Origin of the sequence: Allobosea sp. 2KB_26, assembly GCF_052115715.1 — a bacterium.
Classification (GTDB): domain Bacteria; phylum Pseudomonadota; class Alphaproteobacteria; order Rhizobiales; family Beijerinckiaceae; genus Allobosea.
The window spans coordinates 212,697-229,227 of sequence record NZ_JBFRHE010000002.1 but is presented as its reverse complement, the minus strand read 5'-3'; the positions used below and the strand labels follow the sequence as shown (position 1 = coordinate 229,227).

Below are 16,531 nucleotides of genomic sequence, written 5' to 3'. Positions count from 1 at the left end.
AATGGAGAAATTCTTGAAGATTCCCGCGGACGATCCCGACATCGCAACAACTCTCGTCAAGGGACTTGCTGTTCTGGAGACCTTTCGCCCGAACCGCACATTGATGAGCAATGGCGAGATCGCGAAGGAATCGGGGATCAACCGCTCCACGGTCGCACGCCTGACCTATACGCTCGAACGCATGGGCTATCTCAGGCAGGAAAAATCCAAGTTCCGGCTGAGCTGGCGCGCACTCATGCTGGTCAACCCGCTGCTGGTGAACCTGAAGCTGCTGCACATCGCGCGGCCCTCGATGCAGAAGCTGGCTCAGGACCTCGGAGGGACCGTCTCGATCGGAACGATCGACCGAATCAACTTCGTCTATCTCGAGACCTCGCGGGTGAACGAGAACATCTGGACCTCGCCCGATCTCGGCACGATCGGGCCGCTGCTGCCGGCCACGATCGGCCATGCGCTCAGCTCGCTCCTGTCGGAGGACGAACTCAAGCTGAAGCTCGAGGAGATGAAGCGTCGCTCGCCCGAACTCTGGGCGAAATACTCAGAATCCTTCCTGCAGGGTGTCGCCGATTGCCGCAGCCGGGGCTTTTCGGTGGCCAAGGGCGTCTGGATTCCGGGCACCCATTCCGCTGGCGTGCCGCTGATCCGGGACGCCAACGGCGATTGCTTCGGCATGAACTGCCGGGTGCCCGTCTTCCGGCTCAGCCCAAACCAGATCGAGGACGAGGTCGCGCCCCGGCTGATTTCGCTGGCAGCCAATATTCGCAATCAACTGAGCTACATCATGCCGAGCTGAGGGCGATCGCTCAGTCGATCCGCCGAAGGCTCGGTGAGCTCGCCCCTGGCGCAATGCCCTCGATGGATTGCGAACCGTAGATCGTCGAGAACCACATATCGGACACGGTGCTCGCCACCAGCTGGGGCCTGGCCTGAAAGCCCGCGAGCGAGGGCTGCGTCTGGCCGTAGATCTTCAGGAGCAGCTCATCGACCATCCCGATCAGGCAGTGGATGGTCAATTTGAGCTTGTCTGCATCCCACAGCTCGAGCTGCCCCTCGCGGCGAAGCCTCGCGAGGACGCGCTCTACCATGGCATTGTCGGCGCTGCGGCCGACTTCGGCGATCAGCTCGTCCTCGTCCTTGAGGCGGAAATGGCAACGCATGAGCCCGACATTGCGGCGGAAGCATTCGACATAGTGCAGATTGGCGTGGTGGATTGCTTCGTATTGCGACGCATCACGCGCAACCGGCCGGCGCGACGCACGCACGAACATGAAATAGTCAGCGATGGTCTTGGCAACGACATCGCGCTTGGCCGCGAAATACCGATAAAACGTTCCGTGCGCGACACCAGCGGTCGCCGCAATGAGATCAACTGAAATCGCGTGATAGTTTTTTTCTCTGAGCAGGCGCGCAGTTGCCAGCTCAAGCTGCAGCTCCGTGCGAATGATCTTCTTTTCGCTTTGCGCGGCGGCCAAGCGTTTCTCGAGATAATCTACGTAATCGTAATTTACGTTTTCCAACAACAAGGGCCCGCCCTTCTCACGCTCGTTTCTAACAGCGCGCCCTATCGCGCCGCAATCTCGATCCCAGCATAGCGCACTTGACAAAAAATGACACTCTCGTCACTTTTTGAATGCACCTCTTATTCGGAGCCGGATTTCAATGAGTTCGACCGGAGCGACGATCGACTTCAGAAGCGTTCGCAAGACGTATGGAAAGTTCGTCGCGCTGGAGAGCTTCTCGATGCACGTCAAGCGCGGGGAGTTCATGACCCTGCTCGGCGCGAGCGGCTCGGGAAAGACGACGGCCCTCAACGCGCTGGCCGGCTTCACGGAGATCGACAGCGGTGAAATCCTCATCGATGGCGTGCCGATCACCAGGCTGCCGACCGAGAAACGCGACATCGGCATGGTGTTCCAGAGCTATTCGCTCTTTCCCCATCGCAATGTCATCCGCAACATCTCGTTCCCCCTCGAGATGCGCGGCGTGCCGCGGGCTGAAGCCAGGCGGCGCTCGGAAAAGGCGCTCCAGATGGTGCGGCTGGACGCGCTCGCGAACCGCATGCCACACGAACTGTCCGGAGGCCAGAAGCAACGCGTGGCCTTTGCACGCGCCGTCGTCTTCGAGCCCCGGGTGCTGTTGATGGACGAGCCGCTGGGCGCGCTCGATCTGAAGCTGCGCGAGACACTCCAGCTCGAGATCAAGGACTATCAGCGACAGATCGGATGCACCGTCATCTATGTCACCCATGATCAAGGCGAGGCACTGACGCTCTCCGACCGGCTGGCGGTCATGGACAAGGGTCAGGTCCTGCAGATCGGCCCGCCGGAGGAGCTCTACGACAAGCCGCAATCGCGCTTTGTCGCGGAATTCGTGGGGGCAAACAACATTCTCAAGGTCGAGGGTGCCGAGCCGGGTTCCGTGATGCTGGAAGGGCTTGGCCGCGTGTCCGGCCATGTCGCGCATCTCATAGCGGCGAGCTTCGCGTCCATCCGGCCCGAGCTCATCCAGATCCGCCGGGAGGCTTCCGGCGCGCATCGCGCCACTCTCGCGGAGGCCGTCTTCTTCGGCAACTCCGTCCGTTACGTGCTGCGCGCGGCTGACGGCAAGGAGATCTCGGCCATCGAGCCACGCAGGCCCGGACAGGACGTGCTGCCGCTGGGCACGCCGATCAGCTTCGATCTCGACGTCGCTGATCTTGTCGCACTCAAGGGTTGAGCTTCCCAGACCACCATAAAAACACAGGGGACTACCGATCATGACGATGACCAGAAGAGCTTTCGGAATCGGCTCCGGTGCACTTGCCGCCGCCCTAGCGTTCAAACCCTCATTCGCTCAGGACGTGACCATCGTCGTCAACGGCTCCGGTGGAGCACTGGCCACGATGATCACGAAGATCTTCGAAGAGCCGTTTACCAGGGATACCGGGATCAAGGTCAGGGCGACCGCGCCCGTGAGCCTTCCCAAGCTCAAGGCCATGGTCGAGTCCGGCAATGTCGAATGGGATCTGACCGAGCTGAACGGCGACGATGTCGTGACCGCGACCAAAGCCGGATGGCTTGCCAAGATCGACTATTCGATCATCGATCCCGACAACAAGCTGCCGGCCATCGCAAAGCAGCCGACAGCGATGGTCCGGGCATCCTATTCAACCGTGATCGCTTTCAGGACCGACAAATTCGGCAAGGGCAAGACGCCGCAATCCTGGGCCGATTTCTGGGACGTCAAAGCTTTCCCGGGCCCGCGTTCGCTGGAAAATTCTCCCAAGGGCAACCTCGAATTCGCCCTGCTTGCCGATGGCGTTTCGCCTGACAAGCTCTATCCGCTCGACATCGACCGCGCCTTCAAGAAGCTCGACCAGCTCAAGCCCCATATTCCGGTCTGGTGGACCAACGGAGCCCAGCACGTCCAGTTGCTGATTGATGGCGAGGTCAGCATGACATCATGCTGGAACGGCCGCATCACGCCCCTGAGGAACGAGGGCAAACCCGTCGACATCACCTTCAAGGGCGGAGCGTTGATGCTCTCCTTCCTCGCCATTCCCAAGGGCGCGAAGCACCCCACCGAGGCGATGCGCTTCATGAAGGCTCGCATGGACCCGGCAGCATCGGCGGAATTCGTGAAACTGGTCCCCTACCCCGGCTTCGTGCCCGGAATGATGGAATTGCTGGACCCGGCCTTCGCAGCGACCCTGCCGACCTCGCCCGAAAACGCGGCGGTGCAGTTCGAGTTCAACAGTGCCTGGTGGGCGGAGAATCTCGACGCGGTCACGACGCGCTGGAACGAATGGCTGCTGATCTGAGCCGCCCGGGAATCTGATCGCACCATGAAACTCCGGTGGACGAAAACCACACTTCTCCTCGCGCCGGCAACGGTGCTGGCAGCGCTTCTCTTCGTCTATCCGGTGTTCGGCGTCCTGAAGCTGAGCGTCCACGATGGAACGGCGTTCACCACCGATGCGCTGCGACAAGTCTATAACTCGCAGCTTTCCGTCATCGTCCTGCAAAGGACCTTCGTCACGGCCGCGACCGTGACGGGGATCTGCCTCGTCATGGGCTATCCCATGGCTTACTTCATGGCGGGGCTCACGCCGCGCAAGCGGGTGCTGGCAACCTATCTGATCCTCCTGCCGTTCTGGATCAGCATCCTGGTCAGGACCTATACCTGGATCATTCTGCTCGGGCGCGAAGGCATCCTCAACAAGGCGCTTGCCGCCCTGGGTCTGACGGCCGAGCCGGTTCAACTGCTCTATACGCCGATGGCCGTTCACATCGGAATGGTCCAGATCCTGCTGCCGATCGTGATCCTGACCTGCCTGACCTCGATCCTCGATGTCGAGCGCGATCTCGTGAAGGCCGCCCGCTCGCTGGGAGCATCGCCCAGGCAGGCCTTCTGGAAGGTCGTCTTTCCCCTCAGCGTGAGCGGGGCCGCGACGGGTGGCATCATCTGCTTCATTCTCTGCCTCGGCTTCTATGTCACACCGACGCTGCTCGGCGGGCGAACCAGCACCCTCATCGCCAATCTCATCGATCTGCAGGTTCACAAGACGCTGAAATGGGACCTGGCAGCGGTGATGGCCTCGACGCTGCTGGCGGCGACCTTCTCCTGTCTCCTGGCTTACTGGGCCCTCACCCGAAAGCGCTCAGAATTTGCGACTGGAGGGCTCGCACGATGACCCGGGCCGTCCTGACCGCTTATTTTATCCTCGTCGCGAGCTTTCTACTGCTGCCGCTGTTCTTCCTCGTTCCGATTTCGCTGACCGACAGCCAGTTCCTCGAATTCCCGCCGAAGTCGCTGTCCCTGCGCTGGTACAGGGAGTTCTTCGTCGATCAGAGCTGGGTCGACGCCACACTCGCAAGCCTCAAGATCGGGGTTGGGGCGACGATTCTGAGCCTGCTCTTCGGGACGCTGGCGTCGGTCGCTCTCGTCCGTGCGGATTTTCGCGCCAAGGGCTTGCTGACGGCCATTTTCATCGCCCCTCTCATCATACCGTCAGTGGTGATCGCGCTCGCGCTCTACATCGTGTTCCTGCGCTGGCAACTGGTGAACAACATCTATGCGCTGACCCTGGTGCATGCGCTGATCGCCCTGCCCTATGTCGTCATGATCGTATCGGGCAGCCTTCGCAGATACGACATGACGATCGAGCGGGCGGCGCGCGTCCTTGGCGCCGGCCCCACCCGGGCGTTCCTGTACACAACGCTGCCTTACCTTATGCCAGCGATGTTTGCTTCGGCGATCCTGGCCTTCTTCGCGTCCTTCGATGAACTGATCATCACGCTCTTCATCTCCGGCGGATTGCAGACGCTTCCCGTGCGCATCTGGAACGATCTCAGCCTCAAGCTCGATCCGACGGTGCCTGCCGTCGCAGTCATGCTCACCCTTCTCAGCATCGTCGGGATGACCGTGGGCGAGATCGTTCGCCGCCGCAATGAACGCCGATACCAGTCGAATTCAGTGTCCGAGGCCTGACATGCAGCAAAACGACAGCAGAACCAGCGATTGGTCCGAGCTCAAGCCTCTCGTCGATCGCATGAGGGCCACTATCGAGGCGACGCCGCTGGCGCGGAACATCGGCTCGTTCGTGGATGAGCGGGCCTCGATGAACGGCGACAAGATCCTCTGGACATTCTTCGAGGAAAGCGAGGGCGGCGTCGCAACCTATGCCGAAGCCAGGTCGGCGATCGAGCAGGCGGCGGCAGGCCTCTATGCGGCGGGCGTGCGCAAAGGCACTCACGTCGCCGTCATGCTTCCGAATATCCCGGCATTTCCCGTCACGTGGCTTGCCCTGGCAAAACTCGGGGCGGTGATGGTGCCGGTCAATATCGGCTATACCGGCCGAGAGCTCGACTATGTGCTCACGGACTCACAGGCGACGTACCTCGTCATCCATGCGGATTGCCTGCCCTCCTACGAGGCGCTGGGCGCCGAGGCACCTCTGCAGAGCTCCGCCGTTCTTATCGTCGGCGACGCTTCCGCTGCGACGGACCGATATGCCCGGATCGATCGCAATCCGCCCGCCCTTCCGGCCGACCTGCCGCAGCCCGCGCTCGATGATCTCGTCAACATCCAATACACGTCCGGCACCACCGGATTTCCAAAAGGATGCATGCTGACGCACCGATACTGGCTCACCATTTCCCTGGTTGCCGCAATGCGAGGCGGCGACGCCGAGAATTCCAGGAATATCCTGGCGGCTCAGCCCTTCTTCTACATGGATCCGCAATGGCTGACCTTGATGGCGATGCGGGTCAGCGGCCAGATCTTCGTTGCTCGGCGTGCCAGTGCGACTCGTTTCATGGATTGGGTCAGGACATACAAGATCCACTACTGCCTCTTTCCCGAAATCGTCTATCAGCAGGCACCCAAGCCATCCGACGCCGACAATGATCTGAAGCGCGTTTCGATCTTCGGCTTCAACAAAGAAAAGCACGCCGATTTCGAGCGGCGATACAACACGATCGCCCGGGAGTCCTTCGGGATGACCGAGGTCGGATCGGCGCTCTTCCTGCCGCGAGAGGCCTATCACATGGTCGGCTCAGGCTCCTGCGGGATGGTCGCGCCCTTCCGCGAGGCACAGATCACCGACCCCGAGGGCAACGTCCTGCCCGCTGGCGAGATTGGCGAACTTTGCATTCGCGGTCCGGGCATCATGCGGGGCTATTACCGCAAGCCGGAAGCGAACGAAGCGTCGTTCAGGGGGGATTGGTTCCGCACCGGGGACCTGTTCTGGCGCGACGCTGAAGGCTTCCACTACATCGTGGGCCGCTTGAAGGACATGATCCGCAGGAGCGGTGAGAACATTGCCGCCCGCGAAGTCGAAGCTGCGCTGGCCGAAATGCCACAGGTTCTCGAAGCCGCCGTCGTCGGCGTGAAGGATGCGGCGCGCGGCGAGGAAGTGAAGGCCTATATCGTGTTGCAGCCCGGCGTTTCGGAAGCCGAGGCCTCGCCCGAAATGATCTTCGAGCACTGCAAGAGCCGGCTCGCGCCGTTCAAGACGCCTCGTTACGTCGAGTATCGCGACACTCTGCCGAAGACCCCGTCCGAGAAGATCGCCAAGCAAAAGCTGATCGCAGAGAAATCCGACCTTCGCATCGGCAGCTTCGATCGCATCACCAATCAGTGGATCTGATTATCCAAAGGATATCTATCATGCCTTTCGAATACGAGCGCGTTGGCAAGATCGGATACTTCACCATCCGCAATGGATCGGTGAATCCGATGACACCGGCGATGCACAAGCAATTCTACCATATGATGCTCGAATTCCTCGCCGACGACGAAGTGCATGTCGGTATTCTGCAGGGCGCCGGAGACCGGGCCTTCTCGGCCGGCGACGACATCAAGAACGACTACGCCAAGTTCGCCACGCCGAAGGACGAACTCGCCTATTACCTTGCCCCGAAGCACCGCGTCGCCGAGGGCGAGCCGGACACGTTCACCTGGTCACGCGAGGTGCTCTCGCTCAACCGCTTCAAGCCGATCGTCGGTGCGGTGCGCGGCTATTGCTACGGCCAGGGGATGATCTATCTCAGCCACCTCACGGATATCCGCGTGGCGTCGGAGGATGCCAAGTTCGGTTTCCCCGAAATCGCCTACGGCATGGGTGGTGCGGGCGGTTCGACGCGGCTGTCGCGATATCTGCCGCATACGATCGCAATGGAAATGCTGCTGACCGGCGATCCGCTCTCCGCGCAGGACGCGCTGCGCGCGAACCTCGTCAATGCCGTGGTCCCTTCCGATCAGGTGCTGGCCAAGGCCGAGGAATATGCCGCTCGCATTGCACGCCACCCCCTGCTCGCATTGCGGATCGAGATGGAGGCCTCGGTGCGATGCATGGACATGTCCCGCCAGGACGCGCTCGACTATGTGAAGAACCTCTACCGCATGCAGCGGCTCGCCTATAACGGCGAGGAAAAGGTCGATGCCTTCCTCTACAAGAGCAAGAACTGAGCAAGAGCACAAAGCGAGCCGGTCGGCGTGGGAGTCCGCTACCGATCGGCTAAGCTTCTTGCGACACCCGCTAAATCCCAAACCAGATCTCGTATCCGGTCCGGGATTTAGCCTTTCCGTGTTCGCATCGGCTTTCCCGACCGCAATCCACTTCTCGAGCCGATGCTTCAGACCTTCATGCCCGGCAGATTGAGGGAGGCGGTGTTGCCGCCGTCGACTGCGAGCGCCTGGCCCGTGACATAGCTCGCGTCCTCGCTGGCCAGGAAGGCGATTACGCGGGCGACCTCCTCGGGATGGCCATAGCGGCGCAATTCGCAGCGCGCGCCCAGCCGATCCTCCTTCCCGAGTTCACGTGCCTTCTCGAAGATCGGCCTGGTCATTCCCGTCTCGATCAGACCGGGGCAGACGGCGTTCACTCGAACGCCATAGGCACCAAAATCGCAGGCGGCCGTCTGGGTCATGCTGATGACGGCAGCCTTCGAGGCACTATAGGCATTGCCGCCCGCACCAGCCCTGATCCCGGCCACCGAAGCGGTGTTGACGATCGCGCCGCGGCGGGCCTCGACCATGGCCGCGCCGGCATGCTTCATGAACAGCATCGCGCCGAAGACGTTGACCTGCATCACCCGGTCCCATTCGGCGAGGTCCTGCTCGAGTGCGCTCCCCTTCGAACTCGCCATGCCGGCATTGTTGCAGAGCACGTCGATGCGCCCATGCCGCTCCAGCGCGCGGGACACGCAGGCGGAGACCGCGTTTTGATCAGCGATGTCCAGCACCTCGACGGAATGGTTCTCAGCCCGCGGCAGGCCGGCCAGGACGTTTGCGAGCTCCGCCTCGTTCCTATCGACCAGGACGAGGAGCGCGCCCTCAGCGGCAAAGCGTTGTGCGGTGGCGCGGCCGATACCGCTGGCCGCCCCGGTCACGATGCAGAGCTGGTCCTTGAAACGCATGGTCATCCCTCGCCTCGCCTCAGTATCGGTGGTTCGCGCCGGACAGGGCCACCTGCCGGCCCAGTTCGGCCAGCATCCCGGCGCGCTGTGCAACCTCGGCCGCGTTCGCATCGCTGGCATTGCCCAGAACGGAGCGGGCCATCACGCCGTGCAGGATCGCCGACAGACGGAAGAAGGAGAGCGCCAGGAAGACGTGCCAGTCCGGCAGCGAGGCACGGCCGCTCGCCCGACAGTAATGCGCGATCACCTCGTCTTCGCCGGGGATGCCGAGATCCCTGAGGTCGAGCCCGGACAGGCCCCGTCCGCCGGCGACGGCCGGAGCGATATGATAGGACATGCAGTAATAGGCGAGGTCGCTGAGCGGATGGCCAAGCGTCGACAGTTCCCAGTCGAGCACGGCCGATACCTGGGGGCCGTCGCGGCGGTAGCAGAGATTGCCGATCCGATAGTCGCCGTGCACGATCGTGGTTTCATCCGCCACGCTGCAATGCTCACGCAGCCAATCGGCCAGCCAGGTCAGGTCGGCGATCTCGCCGGCCTCCGACGAGGCACGATATTGCTTCGTCCAGCGCTCGACCTGCCGGCCGACGTAGCCGCCCGGCGGACCATAATCGCCGAGCCCGGCAGCCTCGGGAGCCACGGCATGCAGCGCCGCCAGCGTATCGACGGCCGCGAGGTTCAGCGAGGCACGGTCTTCTCGCAGCAGGTCGGGAAGCGCCAGGCTGTCGAACTGGCGCCCGTCGACAAAGTCCATCACGTAGAAGGCCGTCCCGATCACCCCGGCATCTTCGCAAAGCGCGAAGGCCTGCGGCACGGGCACTGTCGTGCCCGCGAGCGCCCTGATGATCCGGAACTCGCGCTCGACCTGATGCGCCTTCGGCAGCAGCTTTCCGGGCGGCTTCTTGCGCAGCACGCAGCGTCGATCACGCGCGGAGATCAGGAAGGTCGGATTGGATTGGCCGCCCTGGAACTGGCGCACCGAAATCGGGCCGCCGAGACCGGGGACATGGGCGTCGAGCCAGCGGGCCAGCGCTCCTTCGTCGAAACGGTGGTTTTCGATCACGTCGACAAGGGTGGCCACGGGAGCGGTCATCATGCGCCTCAGCTGATGGTTTCGCCGCCATCGGCGACAATGACCTGGCCGGTGATGTAGGCGGATGCCGGGCTGGCCAGGAAATGCACGATGCCGGCGATATCCTCGACCTCGCCGAAGCGGCGCAAGGGCGTGCGCTGCTCCATCTGCGCGCGTCGCTCGGGCGATTCCACCAGTTCCCGCGCGAAGTCGGTGCGCACGATGCCCGGCGCGATGGCGTTGACCCGGATCCCCTTGGGGCCCCATTCGACGGCGAGGTTGCGCGCCAGGGCGGCCTCCGCGGCCTTGGACATGCCGTAGGCGCCGATCACCCCCGTGCCGCGCAGGCCGGCGATCGAGGACATCATGATGACGGCACCGCCGCCGCGCTCGGCCATCTGCGGAAGGACGAGGTTGCTGAGCCAGATCGCGCTCTGCACGTTGACCGCCATGATCTTGGTGAAGGCCTCGTCGGGCAGGCTCGACAAGGGGCCATAGACCGGATTGATCGCCGCGTTGCAGACCAGGATGTCGATCCTGCCCCAGACCTCCAGGACGTGGTCGACGAGCCCCTTTAGCTGCTCGTGCGAGCCGACATGGCAAGCCCTCGCGATGGCCTCGCCGCCGCTCGCCCGGATTTCATCCGCCACGGCATCGCAGGCGTCCTGCTTTCGGCTGGACACCACGACCCGGGCGCCGTTGCGCGCCAATTGCAGCGCGGTTGCCTTGCCGATCCCGCGCGACGAACCCGTGATCAGGGCGACCTTGCCTTGGACATCGAACATCGCATGCACCTCAGTTGCGGTAGGTCTTCAATTCCATGCGGGCGATGCTGTCGCGATGGACCTCGTCTGGACCATCGGCGAAGCGCAGGCTGCGGGACTTGACCCAGGCAGCGGCGAGGAAATGGTCCTGGGAAACACCGGCCGCACCGTGAATCTGGATGGCGCGATCGATGACGTCGCAGGCCATGTTCGGCGCCACTACCTTGATCATCGCGATCTCCCGGCGGGCGGCCTTGTTGCCGACCGTGTCCATCATATGCGCAGCCTTCAGGACGAGCAGCCGCGCCGCCTCGATCTCGCAACGCGAGCGCGCGATCTGGTCGCGGACCACGCCCTGGTCCGCCAGCGGCTTGCCAAAGGCCGTGCGCGACAGGGCGCGGCGGCAGGCTGCCTCCAGTGCCCGTTCCGCCAGGCCGATCGAGCGCATGCAGTGATGGATGCGGCCGGGTCCGAGCCGCCCCTGCGCGATCTCGAAGCCGCGCCCTTCGCCCAGCAGCATGTTGGTTGCCGGCACCCGGACATTGTCGAAAGTGATCTCGGCGTGGCCATGCGGCGCATGATCGTAGCCGTAGACGGTCAGCGCCCGCTCCACGGCGACGCCGGGCGTATCGAGCGGGACGAGGATCATCGACTGCTGCTGATGCTTGGGAGCGTCCGGATTGCTCCGGCCCATCACGATCGCGATCTTGCAATGCTCGCTGAGCGCGCCGGAACTCCACCATTTGCGGCCGTTGATGACGTATTCGTCGCCGTCGCGCCGGATCGCGGTTTGAATATTCGTGGCATCCGACGAGGCCACATCCGGCTCGGTCATCGAGAAACAGGAGCGGATCGCCCCGTCGAGAAGCGGCAGGAGCCAGTCCCGCTTCTGGGCTTCCGTGCCATAGAGAACCAGGGTCTCCATGTTTCCGGTGTCGGGCGCCGAGCAGTTGAAGATCTCGGGCGCGATGGCGGAGCGGCCCATCACCTCGCAGAAATGGGCGTAGTCCAGGTTGTTGAGCCCCGCCCCATAGCGCGTGTCCGGTAGAAACAGATTCCACAACCCTTCGGCGCGCGCCCGCTGCTGCAGCTCGCCGATGATCCGTGGCGTGCCCCAACGTGAGGGCAGAGCGGCGTGCTGGCGCTCAAAGACCGCCTCGTTGGGATAGACATGCTCGTCCATGAAGCGCTGCAAGGCCGCCAGGCGCGGCCTATGGATGTCCCTGAGCTCAAACATCTGCCTTGTCCGCATGCTGGGTGGAAGGATTGGGCTGGCTTCCCGGTCGCCACCGGAAGGTGCCGATGCCATGGGCGACACGCTCGCCATCGCCGTCGAAGACATGGGCCTCGGCCGTGAAGCTCGACCTGCCGGCGGAGATCGTCCGTCCCTCGACCGACAGCCATCCGGCCCGGACCGGGCGGGTAAATTGCGTGGTCAGCGAAATGGTGATGGCGAAACGTGGCGCCTGCCCCTCTTCGGAGTGCAGGCCGGATGCACAGGCTGCGAAGTCGATCATCGTGCAGAGCACGCCGCCATGGACGTAGCCCATGCGGTTGAGATGTTCCGGTCCGATCCGGAGGCCACCCTTGACCTGACCGACCGCCGATTCTTGGAGATCGAGCCCGAGCAGGCCAAAGATGCCGATATCGGCATAGCTCGTGCCGCTCACGACAGGGCCCGGCCGGTCGTGAGGACGATCTTGCCGATAGCGCTGCGCGCAGCGAGCAGCTGAAGCGCCTCGACCGTGTCGGCAAGATCGAGCGTGCGGCTGATCAGCGGCTTCAGCTTGCCCTCTTCGAACCAGGCGAAGAGCTGGGTGAAATTGTCCTTGTTGGCCTGCCGGTCTCGCGCGGCGAAGGTGCCGAAGAAGACACCGACGAGCGCGCAGCCCTTGAGCAGCAGAAGATTTGCGGGAATGCGCGGAATAGTGCCCGCGGCGAAACCGACGACCAGGACGCGGCCTTCCCACGCCGTGACGCGCACGGCCTGCTCCAGAAAATCCCCGCCGACCGGATCGTAGACCACGTCGACACCCTTGTCGGCCGTGAGTGCCTTGACGCGGTCCCTGAGCGATTCAGTCGCGTAATTGATCAGGTGATCCGCACCGGCTGCGCGCGCCACCTCAAGCTTTTCGGCGCTGCTTGCGGCTGCGATCACGGTTGCGCCCATTGCCTTGCCGATCTCGACGGCCGCCAGGCCGACGCCCCCGCTCGCGCCGAGGACGAGAAGCGTTTCTCCGGGCTGAAGCTGCGCACGCTGCCTGAGAGCGTGCATGCTCGTGCCGTAGGTCATCGAAAAGCCAGCGGCCGTCACCGGGTCCATGCTGGTGGGACGCCGCATCAACCGCGCGGCGCCGACCACGCATTCCTCGGCGAAGGCGCCAACCCCGACCATTCCGACAACCGGCATGCCGACCTCGAGATGCGTGACGCCATCGCCGACCGAGCGCACGATGCCGGCGATCTCGGTGCCGGGCGTGAACGGCAGCGGCGGTTTGACCTGGTATTTTCCCTCGACCATCAGCGTGTCGGGAAAGTTGACCCCCGCAGCCTCGATGGCGACGCGCACCTCGCCCGGCCCGGGCTCGCCCAATTCCTTCGCTTCGACGACAAGATCTTCAAGCGGCCCAAACGCCTTGCAGATGACTGCGCGCATTTTTCTCTCCCTATGGTCGGATACGAGGCTGCCGCCGGAAACCCGGGTCGGCGCCCCCGAGTGGCGGCCTTCCCGTTCAATCAGGCTGCCGCGCCGGCCCGGCGGGCGTCGCGGATCATGTTCCTGGCGATGACGAGTTGCTGGATCTGGGTGGTGCCCTCGTAGATCCGGAACAGGCGCACATCCCTGTAGAAGCGCTCGATCCCGGCGTCGGCGACGTATCCGGCTCCGCCATGAATCTGGACGGCCTTATCGGCGACACGCCCCACCATCTCGGAGGCAAACATCTTGGCGCAGGCTGCTTCGGTCGCGATACCGTGCCCGGCATCCCGCCGGCGGGCGGTCTCCTCGACCATGCAGCGCGCGGCAAAGCTCTCCGCCTTCATGTCGGCCAGCATGGCCTGGACCAGCTGGAATTCGGCGATCGGCTTGCCAAACTGGCGCCGCTCCATGGCATAGGCGAGGCTGTCCGCGATCAAGCGCTCGGCCACGCCGACACAGACGCCCGCAATGGTCAGGCGGCCGCGATCAAGCACCTTCATGGCAGTCACGAAGCCCTTGCCCTCGTAGTCGGGGCCGCCAAGGATCGCTGTCTTCGGCACGCGGACATTGTCGAAGATCACGTCGCAGGTATGGGCGCCCTGCTGGCCCATCTTCTTGTCGTTACGGCCCAGCGTAATGCCGGGCCGATCGGCATCGACCAGGAATGCCGAAATGCCCGCAGCCGTTTTACTGTCAGGGTCGGTGCGCGCAAAGACCGTGAAGAGACCGGCGACCGGGGCATTGGTGATGAAGCGCTTCGTGCCGGTGATGACAAAGTCATCACCGTCGCGCCGGGCCGAGCTGCGTAGCGACCCTGCATCCGAGCCTGCTTCTGGCTCGGTCAGGCAGAATGAACCGACGAGTTCCCCGCTCGCCATCTCTGGCAGATAGCGGCTCTTCTGCTCCTCGGTGCCGTCGATGATGATGCCTTGCGAGCCGATGCCGTTGTTGGTGCCGATCATCGACCGGAAGGCCGGAGAGGTTCCGCCGAGCAGGAACGAGACCTGGACCTCTTCCGAAAGCGTGAGTTCGAGGCCGCCATAAGCCTCCGGAGTGGCCAGGCCGAAAAGACCAAGCTCGCGCATCTGCGCAATGATCTCCGCCGGCACCTGATCGTTTTGCGACACGAGCGCTTCATTCGGCCTCAGCCGCTCGCGGACGAAGCGCTCGACCGTGTCGAGCAGCTGGCGGAAGGTATCGGGGTCAAGCGCCATCTAATTCCATCTCTCGGAATTTAATTCCATTATTGAGTTTTCTCGCATATGGTCTATCAGACCGTCAAGCTGGCTGGGGCGGTTGGATCGCTCGGAAGTCCGCTTTCCTGCACCCCAATCAGCTGGGCGATGGTGACGAAGCAGCATGCGCAAGCGCGAAACGCCGGTGGGCGCCACCCTCCCGGGCGAGACTGAGGACCAGGATCCCCGCTTCGTCACGGCACTGGCGCGCGGCCTCAACGTGCTACGCTCCTTCAAGCGCGGGGATCGCGCGCTCGGTAATCAGGAGCTTGCCGACCGCACCGGGCTGGCGAAGTCGACGATTTCGCGGCTGACCTACACGTTGAGCAAGCTGGGTTATCTCGAATACTCGCCGATGAACGGTCAGTATTCGCTCTCGGCGGCAGCCCTGGCGCTCGGCTTCTCGGCGCTGGGCAACCTCGCCATCCGGGACGTCGCACGCCCCCTGATGCAGGAACTGGCCGATCGCGTCGGCGCCTCGGTCGCGCTCGGCGCACCCGACCAGCGCACGATGATCTATATCGAGGAATGCCGCGGTTCGAGCCCGCTGCATCTCGGCATCGAGATCGGCTCGCATATCAAGATGGCGACCTCCGCGATGGGGCGCGCCTATCTCGCAAGCCTGGATCCGGCGTCCCGATCACGCATCGTCGACGTGCTCTGCGACCACGAACCCGACAGCGAGGGCATCCGGGCTGGAATCGGCACGGCCGTCAGCGAATACGCCACTCATGGCTATGTGCGTTCGGTCGGGGAATGGAAGCAGGAGATCAACTCGGTCGGCGTACCGATCCTCCTGCACGGCTCACGCCCCTTCGCATTGAACTGCGGGGGATCTGCGCTCTCGCTGCCAAAGGAAAAGCTGGACGAGGTGGGGGAGCAGTTGCAGGACGTCGCCCGCCGCATCCGCCAGGCGCTGGGCAGCGACTGACGCTTGCGTGATAAGGACCATGGGCCGCGGCGAAATCCCGACAGCCTCGGCCAACACATGCCCTCCTGCGGAAATCCGTATTCACAGCGTCGACGGATGGATGAAAGTCCCGCTATAGTTCGCGAATGTCGAGCAGTGGAGGAACGGATGCCTATCGCCTCTTACGCAAGTGCAGCCATCGTCGGCCTTGTCGCCGCAACAGCCCTGGTCTCGCATGGCTCGGCAGCCGAAGGCCGGTTCGCGGCCTATCAGGGAGCCTGGCTTGCCGACGGCACGGCCTGTGAGGAGATTTTCTCACCAGGCCGAAACGGCATGACCTTCAAGAGCCCACCCGATCTTTTCGTATCGGCCTTCATCATCAGCGGCGACCGCATCAGGACATCGGCCGCCACCTGCAGGATCCAGTCGGTCAAACGCGTCGGCGATCGCGACTTCCTGTCGCTCGGCTGCGTCAATCCAGTCTCGACCTCACAGGTGTCCGCGATCATGGCCAAGGAACCGGATGGCCGCATCAAGCGCTTCTACAGCGCGAACGACACCAGCGGAACCAATTACAGGCTTTGCCCGAAATAGGACGGCACCGCTCGCGGAACCTCACGGCAATATCCTGAGCCGAACGCTGGTATCGGCATGCTGGGGGCACCTGATCGGCGCCACGACGGGCAGTGCCGGCCGCTTGCAGGTTGGTAGAGGGAGCCGGACCGCCGGTTTGCGCTGGACGGTTCCCGGCGGCTTCATGAGCGGGCCGTGCACTCTTTGATGCTGATCCGAAGCGGCGCTGACCTTGGAAGACGGTTTGGCCCAGGCCGTCATGCTTCGGCATTGGCCTGGCCGGAGCCGGGCCATTCACGCAGAAACGATCGTGAGGGCGCGGCATGCAACCAAATGGTCCCCAGGCCGACCGCACCGGCGGCTGGTCCATCGGCAGATT

General features: G+C 63.4%; 17 protein-coding genes. 9 read left to right on the top strand and 8 right to left on the bottom strand.

Translation table 11 applies throughout. The features are described from left to right. Positions 1-13 precede the first annotated feature (13 nt). Entirely contained in the window at positions 14-793 is a 780-nt protein-coding gene (locus AB4099_RS09340; RefSeq protein WP_441477857.1) for an IclR family transcriptional regulator, read from the top strand. A gap of 10 nt (positions 794-803) precedes the next feature. Here AB4099_RS09340 and AB4099_RS09335 read toward each other — a convergent pair whose 3' ends face one another. Further along, positions 804-1,523, bottom strand: a complete 720-nt coding sequence (locus AB4099_RS09335) for a TetR/AcrR family transcriptional regulator (protein ID WP_441477856.1) — start codon at positions 1,521-1,523, stop codon at positions 804-806. Positions 1,524-1,659: 136 nt separating this feature from the next. On the opposite strand from AB4099_RS09335, the gene AB4099_RS09330 reads away from it, so the two are divergent. Genes AB4099_RS09330 through AB4099_RS09305 form a run of 6 tightly spaced genes read left to right on the top strand, consistent with a single transcriptional unit; the run spans position 1,660 to position 7,950 of the window. Beyond that, positions 1,660-2,715 carry an ABC transporter ATP-binding protein gene (locus AB4099_RS09330; protein ID WP_441477855.1) on the top strand — a complete coding sequence of 352 codons (1,056 nt, stop codon included), beginning with the start codon at positions 1,660-1,662 and terminating at the stop codon, positions 2,713-2,715. 40 nt (positions 2,716-2,755) lie between these two features. Then, on the top strand, positions 2,756-3,799 hold the full coding sequence (locus AB4099_RS09325) for an ABC transporter substrate-binding protein (RefSeq protein ID WP_441477854.1): 1,044 nt from the start codon (positions 2,756-2,758) through the stop codon (positions 3,797-3,799). Positions 3,800-3,823: 24 nt separating this feature from the next. After that, the gene (locus AB4099_RS09320; protein ID WP_441477853.1) at positions 3,824-4,672 is read left to right on the top strand and encodes an ABC transporter permease; all 849 of its coding nucleotides are present in this window, start codon (positions 3,824-3,826) and stop codon (positions 4,670-4,672) included. Beyond that, complete coding sequence (locus AB4099_RS09315; protein ID WP_441477852.1) at positions 4,669-5,469, top strand: ABC transporter permease; 801 nt, start codon at positions 4,669-4,671, stop codon at positions 5,467-5,469. The genes AB4099_RS09320 and AB4099_RS09315 overlap by 4 nt, the downstream gene beginning before the upstream one ends. A gap of 1 nt (position 5,470) precedes the next feature. Then, positions 5,471-7,129, top strand: coding sequence for an AMP-binding protein (locus AB4099_RS09310; protein WP_441477851.1), 1,659 nt, complete (start codon positions 5,471-5,473; stop codon positions 7,127-7,129). A gap of 20 nt (positions 7,130-7,149) precedes the next feature. Next, positions 7,150-7,950, top strand: coding sequence for an enoyl-CoA hydratase/isomerase family protein (locus AB4099_RS09305; RefSeq protein ID WP_441477850.1), 801 nt, complete (start codon positions 7,150-7,152; stop codon positions 7,948-7,950). 167 nt (positions 7,951-8,117) lie between these two features. On the opposite strand, the gene AB4099_RS09300 is transcribed toward AB4099_RS09305, so the two are convergent. The 7 genes from AB4099_RS09300 to AB4099_RS09270 all read right to left on the bottom strand — a co-directional run bounded on the left by AB4099_RS09300 (position 8,118) and on the right by AB4099_RS09270 (position 14,648). Then, the gene (locus AB4099_RS09300) at positions 8,118-8,906 is read right to left on the bottom strand and encodes an SDR family NAD(P)-dependent oxidoreductase (protein ID WP_441477849.1); all 789 of its coding nucleotides are present in this window, start codon (positions 8,904-8,906) and stop codon (positions 8,118-8,120) included. A 13-nt stretch (positions 8,907-8,919) separates the two neighbouring features. After that, on the bottom strand, positions 8,920-9,993 hold the full coding sequence (locus tag AB4099_RS09295) for a phosphotransferase family protein (RefSeq protein WP_441477848.1): 1,074 nt from the start codon (positions 9,991-9,993) through the stop codon (positions 8,920-8,922). An 8-nt stretch (positions 9,994-10,001) separates the two neighbouring features. Continuing rightward, complete coding sequence (locus tag AB4099_RS09290) at positions 10,002-10,757, bottom strand: SDR family NAD(P)-dependent oxidoreductase (RefSeq protein WP_441477847.1); 756 nt, start codon at positions 10,755-10,757, stop codon at positions 10,002-10,004. A gap of 10 nt (positions 10,758-10,767) precedes the next feature. Continuing rightward, entirely contained in the window at positions 10,768-11,973 is a 1,206-nt protein-coding gene (locus AB4099_RS09285; protein WP_113518646.1) for an acyl-CoA dehydrogenase family protein, read from the bottom strand. After that, entirely contained in the window at positions 11,966-12,406 is a 441-nt protein-coding gene (locus AB4099_RS09280; RefSeq protein ID WP_113518645.1) for a PaaI family thioesterase, read from the bottom strand. The genes AB4099_RS09285 and AB4099_RS09280 overlap by 8 nt, the downstream gene beginning before the upstream one ends. Then, the gene (locus AB4099_RS09275) at positions 12,403-13,392 is read right to left on the bottom strand and encodes an NADPH:quinone oxidoreductase family protein (protein WP_113518644.1); all 990 of its coding nucleotides are present in this window, start codon (positions 13,390-13,392) and stop codon (positions 12,403-12,405) included. The genes AB4099_RS09280 and AB4099_RS09275 overlap by 4 nt, the downstream gene beginning before the upstream one ends. 80 nt (positions 13,393-13,472) lie before the next feature. Next, positions 13,473-14,648 carry an acyl-CoA dehydrogenase family protein gene (locus AB4099_RS09270; RefSeq protein WP_441477846.1) on the bottom strand — a complete coding sequence of 392 codons (1,176 nt, stop codon included), beginning with the start codon at positions 14,646-14,648 and terminating at the stop codon, positions 13,473-13,475. 145 nt (positions 14,649-14,793) lie between these two features. On the opposite strand from AB4099_RS09270, the gene AB4099_RS09265 reads away from it, so the two are divergent. Both AB4099_RS09265 and AB4099_RS09260 read left to right on the top strand, forming a co-directional pair. Further along, the gene (locus tag AB4099_RS09265; protein ID WP_113518642.1) at positions 14,794-15,600 is read left to right on the top strand and encodes an IclR family transcriptional regulator; all 807 of its coding nucleotides are present in this window, start codon (positions 14,794-14,796) and stop codon (positions 15,598-15,600) included. 147 nt (positions 15,601-15,747) lie between these two features. Further along, entirely contained in the window at positions 15,748-16,173 is a 426-nt protein-coding gene (locus tag AB4099_RS09260; protein ID WP_113518641.1) for a hypothetical protein, read from the top strand. Positions 16,174-16,531: the final 358 nt, after the last annotated feature.

Bases quoted from the DNA above. Each gene is read 5' to 3' on its own strand.
- AB4099_RS09320 (WP_441477853.1), top strand. From the start codon at position 3,824: ATGAAACTCCGGTGGACGAAAACCACACTTCTCCTCGCGCCGGCAACG.
- AB4099_RS09265 (WP_113518642.1), top strand. From the start codon at position 14,794: ATGCGCAAGCGCGAAACGCCGGTGGGCGCCACCCTCCCGGGCGAGACT.
- AB4099_RS09295 (WP_441477848.1), bottom strand. From the start codon at position 9,993: ATGACCGCTCCCGTGGCCACCCTTGTCGACGTGATCGAAAACCACCGT.
- AB4099_RS09325 (WP_441477854.1), top strand. From the start codon at position 2,756: ATGACGATGACCAGAAGAGCTTTCGGAATCGGCTCCGGTGCACTTGCC.
- AB4099_RS09290 (WP_441477847.1), bottom strand. From the start codon at position 10,757: ATGTTCGATGTCCAAGGCAAGGTCGCCCTGATCACGGGTTCGTCGCGC.
- AB4099_RS09260 (WP_113518641.1), top strand. From the start codon at position 15,748: ATGCCTATCGCCTCTTACGCAAGTGCAGCCATCGTCGGCCTTGTCGCC.
- AB4099_RS09300 (WP_441477849.1), bottom strand. From the start codon at position 8,906: ATGACCATGCGTTTCAAGGACCAGCTCTGCATCGTGACCGGGGCGGCC.
- AB4099_RS09315 (WP_441477852.1), top strand. From the start codon at position 4,669: ATGACCCGGGCCGTCCTGACCGCTTATTTTATCCTCGTCGCGAGCTTT.
- AB4099_RS09305 (WP_441477850.1), top strand. From the start codon at position 7,150: ATGCCTTTCGAATACGAGCGCGTTGGCAAGATCGGATACTTCACCATC.
- AB4099_RS09285 (WP_113518646.1), bottom strand. From the start codon at position 11,973: ATGTTTGAGCTCAGGGACATCCATAGGCCGCGCCTGGCGGCCTTGCAG.
- AB4099_RS09330 (WP_441477855.1), top strand. From the start codon at position 1,660: ATGAGTTCGACCGGAGCGACGATCGACTTCAGAAGCGTTCGCAAGACG.
- AB4099_RS09310 (WP_441477851.1), top strand. From the start codon at position 5,471: ATGCAGCAAAACGACAGCAGAACCAGCGATTGGTCCGAGCTCAAGCCT.
- AB4099_RS09270 (WP_441477846.1), bottom strand. From the start codon at position 14,648: ATGGCGCTTGACCCCGATACCTTCCGCCAGCTGCTCGACACGGTCGAG.
- AB4099_RS09275 (WP_113518644.1), bottom strand. From the start codon at position 13,392: ATGCGCGCAGTCATCTGCAAGGCGTTTGGGCCGCTTGAAGATCTTGTC.